At 56.7% G+C, this 4,603-nt stretch carries 5 protein-coding genes; 4 read left to right on the plus strand and 1 reads right to left on the minus strand.

The window, feature by feature from the left end; genetic code table 11:
• Positions 1-72 precede the first annotated feature (72 nt).
• A complete protein-coding gene (locus TL5118_RS02415; RefSeq protein WP_131727394.1) occupies positions 73-603 on the minus strand; it encodes a hypothetical protein in 531 nt (176 codons plus the stop codon).
• Between the two features lie 80 nt (positions 604-683).
• On the opposite strand from TL5118_RS02415, the gene TL5118_RS02420 reads away from it, so the two are divergent.
• From TL5118_RS02420 to TL5118_RS02435, 4 genes are all read left to right on the plus strand, one after another.
• Positions 684-1,241, plus strand: a complete 558-nt coding sequence (locus tag TL5118_RS02420; protein ID WP_058243478.1) for a TetR/AcrR family transcriptional regulator — start codon at positions 684-686, stop codon at positions 1,239-1,241.
• A gap of 152 nt (positions 1,242-1,393) precedes the next feature.
• Positions 1,394-2,641, plus strand: a complete 1,248-nt coding sequence (locus TL5118_RS02425) for a tyrosine-type recombinase/integrase (protein WP_207383432.1) — start codon at positions 1,394-1,396, stop codon at positions 2,639-2,641.
• Complete coding sequence (locus TL5118_RS02430) at positions 2,638-3,582, plus strand: tyrosine-type recombinase/integrase (RefSeq protein WP_058243477.1); 945 nt, start codon at positions 2,638-2,640, stop codon at positions 3,580-3,582. Before TL5118_RS02425 ends, TL5118_RS02430 begins: the two co-directional genes overlap by 4 nt.
• Positions 3,579-4,577, plus strand: a complete 999-nt coding sequence (locus TL5118_RS02435) for a tyrosine-type recombinase/integrase (protein ID WP_106404166.1) — start codon at positions 3,579-3,581, stop codon at positions 4,575-4,577. Before TL5118_RS02430 ends, TL5118_RS02435 begins: the two co-directional genes overlap by 4 nt.
• Positions 4,578-4,603 lie beyond the last annotated feature (26 nt).

The following is a 4,603-nucleotide window of genomic DNA, read 5'->3' on the forward strand; positions in this document are numbered from 1 at the left end:
GGATCGGCGCGGCATGTTGGCATAATGGGAGGGCATGCAACCGGAAATCTGAGCGTCAGGAGATCTTTGGGCTCATTCCGCGTTTCCTCGAACTCTTCCAATGACCCATAGTATGACACCGAAAATCAGAGGAGTGAATCCAATGACGAGAAGCCCATTCTTGATCAGGCTAAGCATTGAGCTGACCTGAACGAGGCCAACGGGTAACTCCGGATATGCGCGCGCAATCATAAAGAGCGTCACGTTCTCGGCATAGTCTCCAAGACCGCCCAAAAGCGGCATCAGGCACAGCCAGTCTGGTCCACGGTCCCGCCAGAGAAGGTAAGTTAATGTAGCGGCGACAAGCGAATAGAGCGCGGGGTTGAAGACATCGAGGACTTGTATGCGACCATAGAGGGCCATTCCTTCTGGTCCGTAACTGCCCAGAACTTCATTCACGCGATCAAGAGAGTATCCTGGCTCGAAGTCGAGGATTCCGTATCCGCCACTTACTTCGGAAAGTTGGTTGAGCGACCAGAGGATCATCCCGAACACGATGGCATAGGCGATTAAGAGGACGATCAATCCCCGTCTTGTTGCGAGTCTGGTCACAAGGTTTACCATAGGACACCTCATAATTGACAGTTGTGTCATTAATATTTGACGGTTATGTCAGAAACTAGCATGTGGCAAGGAAAAACGTATTGAAGGCGTCACTCGAAGATCTCACCCCCAAAGCACGCCGAACGCGAACCGCTTTGATCGAAGCAGCCAAAGCCTTGATCGGTCGGGAGGGCGTGGCCAGCGTAAATGTGATGACACTTTGTGCCGAAGCCAATGTCGGACGTACGTCGTTTTATAACTACTTCGATGACATTGATGTGCTCACCACCACTGTGGCAATTGAGGCCGCTGCAGACATAAAGGCGCGCTTCGACCACCAGCACGCTCAACGACCGCGTGGCCGAGAGCGATTGCGGCGCTGTCTTGCCATGATCCTTTCGCTGGCGGACAGCGATCCTGATATGGTCATGTTGCTGACGTCTTTGGCGCAAACGCAGCCGGAGATCGGAGAATTGATTGAAGCTGAGATCGTTACCGAACTCCGGGCGGAGCCGCCTGACAATGGCAGCGACACGGAATTGCTTGCCCATTATCTGACTGTCGCAACCTTGGCACTCGTTCGACGGTTGGCTTCCGGGGCGCTTCCGTTAGACGGCATAGACCAATACCTGACCTGTTTAATGAAGGCCTGTGATTGATTTGGCAGGTCTCGGGAAGGCCATGCTGGTTCGGCCCGGTCTCTGTGAATTGTCAGCTTCACCAATGACTACGTGTCGCGAAGCAGCGTCGTGAACATCCACTACGTTGATCTGGCATAAGCACTCCCTTCAGCCAACTGAAGGAAATACTTATGAAAAACAATGCACAAGGCGGGCAAACGGCCAATGCCAGTCAATATGCGGACAATTATGCGAAAAGGTTCGCCGCTCAGATCGTGAAGGATGGCTACAGTCCCGGTTCCGTAGCAAAGTACCGAGCTACGGCCGAGGCGCTTTGGGCGGCGATGCTGGAGGCAGACCTTTGCCCCGCCAAGTTGACGGATGACCGCATCGATCAACTTACTTTGCTGATCATCGGCGCTGCTTTCCCGAAAGACCAGAAGCACTGTCGATACCGGCTCAACCGATTCCGGGATTATCTGATCGAACACGCGGGCGCACCGCCGCGCTCTGAGCCGCCGCTCGACATGTCGCCCAGGGCAGTGCTGAAACGGGAATACGAATCCTATCTTCGCGTCCAACGCGGCCTGTCCGAAGAAACCATCTACCATTGCCTGCGGTTTTTTGATCGGTTCCTGACAGCGAAGTTCGGCGACGGTCTAGGTAATCTCAATAGCATCAAGCCCGACGACATCACGGCGTTCATACTCTGGTTGCGCAAGGATCAAAACGCGCCGCGGGACAAGACAGGCCCGTCGCATCTTCGCAACCTCTTCCAGTTCCTGTTCTGGAGCGGAAAGACCGAACGCAACTTGAGCGCTGCCGTTCCAAAGGCGCGCCAGCCCAAACCAACTGGCATTCCGCGGTATCTTGAGCCGGAAGAGGTCAATCGTCTCATCGAGGTGGTACGCGGCCACAAGAAAACGGGCCGACGCAACTATGCGATGCTGATGCTGATCGCCCGGCTGGGCCTTCGGGCCCCAGAGGTGACGGCGATAAAGCTGGACGACATCGACTGGCGCGCTGGTGAAATCCTGATCCGAGGCAAGAGGCAATTGCACGACCGAATGCCAATGTCGCCAGAAGTTGGCGAGGCGATTGTCGACTACATCAAGAATGAGCGCCGAGGTCCGGATCGGGCGCTGTTCGTCTCCGTCAAACCGCCGTTCAAGAGGTTCAAGGACGCACAAATCCTGCGCTGGATATTGCGGGATGCTTATGACGCAACCGGTATCAGTCCACCACAAGCCTATGTCGGTAGCCACATTCTCAGGCATAGCCTGGCCACCGACATGCTGCGAAAGGGCGCGTCGCTGGCCGAGATCGGCGACGTTCTGCGTCACCGGTCGGCGATGACCACAACGATCTATGCGCAGCATGATGTTGATGCCCTGCGCTCGATCTCGCGGCCCTGGCCAACTTCGGGAGACGCCCCATGAAGACGCTTTCCCAAAGACTTGATGAATATCTGGCCCTGCGGCGCTCGATGGGGTTTGATCTCTCCTTTGACGAACGGGTCCTGCGCAAGTTCACCAACTATGGCGATGAGAATGGGTTCGATCGGATATCGACGCCGCTGTTCCTCGACTGGAAAGGGAACTACGGCAGCGCAGACAACAACACATGGTCTCGACGTCTTGGAATGGTGCGCAGGTTCGCCTTCTGGCTTGCAGAGCACGACGATCGGACCGAGGTTCCGTCCAGCCAACTTGTCATCGCTCGCTATCGAAGACGCGTGCCATACATTTACGCGCCCACGCAGATAGCAAATATTGTTGCTGAGGCCGGTCGTTTGCCGTCACCCTATGGTCTCCGTGCCGCATTGTGGCAGACACTGTTTGGCTTGATCGCGGTAACGGGGATGCGCGTCAGCGAAGCCTTGTCGCTTGATCGGCAGGATGTCGATCTGGACCGGGCCGTGCTCACGCTCAGAAACACCAAGAACGGCAAGGACCGCCAGCTACCTGTCATAGGCGACACCGTTGCCCAACTTGCCCACTATGCCGAATTGCGAGATCGGCTGGTTGCCAAGCAAGCCTCGCGATTCTTCATCAAAGAAGATGGCGAACCGGCGGGAGATTGCGGGGCACGCTATAACTTCGCGCAGGTCAGCAGAAACATCGGCCTTCGCTCGCCACAAGCCTACAATCGCCACGGACTGGGGCCGCGCATCCATGATTTGCGGCACACATTTGCTGTTCACACCATCCTGGACTGGTTCCGGGACGGCCGGGACATCGAGGCCGAAATGTACAAGCTCAGCACCTATCTCGGCCATTCCGAGCCCAAGCATACGTTCTGGTACATCGAGGCCGTGCCCGAGCTGATGCAGTTGGCCGCGGAGCGTGCAGAACGACGGGTTTTGGAGGGCGCATCATGATCGCAACCTATCCCTTACCCGTCTACGTGCAGCGGTTCTTCACCGAGCGGCTGTTGACCCAGATGCGGGCAAGCCCAAACACGATTGCCAGCTATCGCGACACGTTCCGTCTCTTGCTGAAGTACGCGGAGGCGCAAACCAAGCTACCGCCGACTGAACTGCACGTCGCCCACGTAGACGCCGACATGATCGGGCGGTTCCTGACCTTCTGCGAGGAGGAACGCGGCAACAGCGCGCGAAGCCGTAACACACGCCTTGCAGCCATCCGTTCGTTCTTCAAATACGTGGCGGGTTGTGAACCCCAATTACTGCATCATTGCCAGAAAGTTCTGGCGATGCCCTCCAAGCGGCACGAAAAACGCGTCGTGGACTTCCTGACCCGTGATGAAATGGAGACCTTGCTGAAGGCACCAGATCAATCGACCTGGTTTGGTCGGCGAGATCGGGTCCTGCTCCTCACAATGTTCCAAACCGGTCTGCGTGTATCGGAGCTGATCGGCTTGCGCGTCAGGGATGTTGAACTCGGTACGGGGCCGCATCTGAGATGTATGGGCAAAGGCCGTAAGGAACGCGCGACGCCACTTCGGGCAGACAGTCGCGATGCGCTGAGATCCTGGCTTGCCCAAATCGACGCCGAACCCAGCGACCCCTTGTTTGCAACGATACGAGGCGCGCCCTTGAGCCGAGACGCGGTTGAACGGATCGTGCGAAAGCACTCGGCCACCGCCGCCTCGACCAGTTCCACCTTCAGATTGAAACGCGTCACGCCCCATGTTCTGCGCCATACCGCCGCAATGCAGCTTCTGCAGAGCGGTGTGGATCGAACAATCATTGCTCTTTGGCTAGGCCATGAATCGATTGAGACGACGCAGGTTTATATCCATGCCGATATCGAACTGAAGGAAAGAGCGATGGCGCTGACGAAGCCGGTCGACAGCACTGGTGGACGCTATCAACCCGGAGATGAACTACTCGCCTTCCTGGAAGCGCTCTGAATTATGCCGACATGCCGCGCCGGTCT

The organism is Thalassovita autumnalis (assembly GCF_001458255.1).
GTDB classification, from domain to species: Bacteria; Pseudomonadota; Alphaproteobacteria; order Rhodobacterales; family Rhodobacteraceae; genus Thalassobius; species Thalassobius autumnalis.

Excerpts from the sequence above, each read along its gene's own strand:
- TL5118_RS02415 (WP_131727394.1), bottom strand. The coding sequence starts at position 603 with ATGGTAAACCTTGTGACCAGACTCGCAACAAGACGGGGATTGATCGTC.
- TL5118_RS02425 (WP_207383432.1), top strand. The coding sequence starts at position 1,394 with ATGAAAAACAATGCACAAGGCGGGCAAACGGCCAATGCCAGTCAATAT.
- TL5118_RS02430 (WP_058243477.1), top strand. The coding sequence starts at position 2,638 with ATGAAGACGCTTTCCCAAAGACTTGATGAATATCTGGCCCTGCGGCGC.
- TL5118_RS02435 (WP_106404166.1), top strand. The coding sequence starts at position 3,579 with ATGATCGCAACCTATCCCTTACCCGTCTACGTGCAGCGGTTCTTCACC.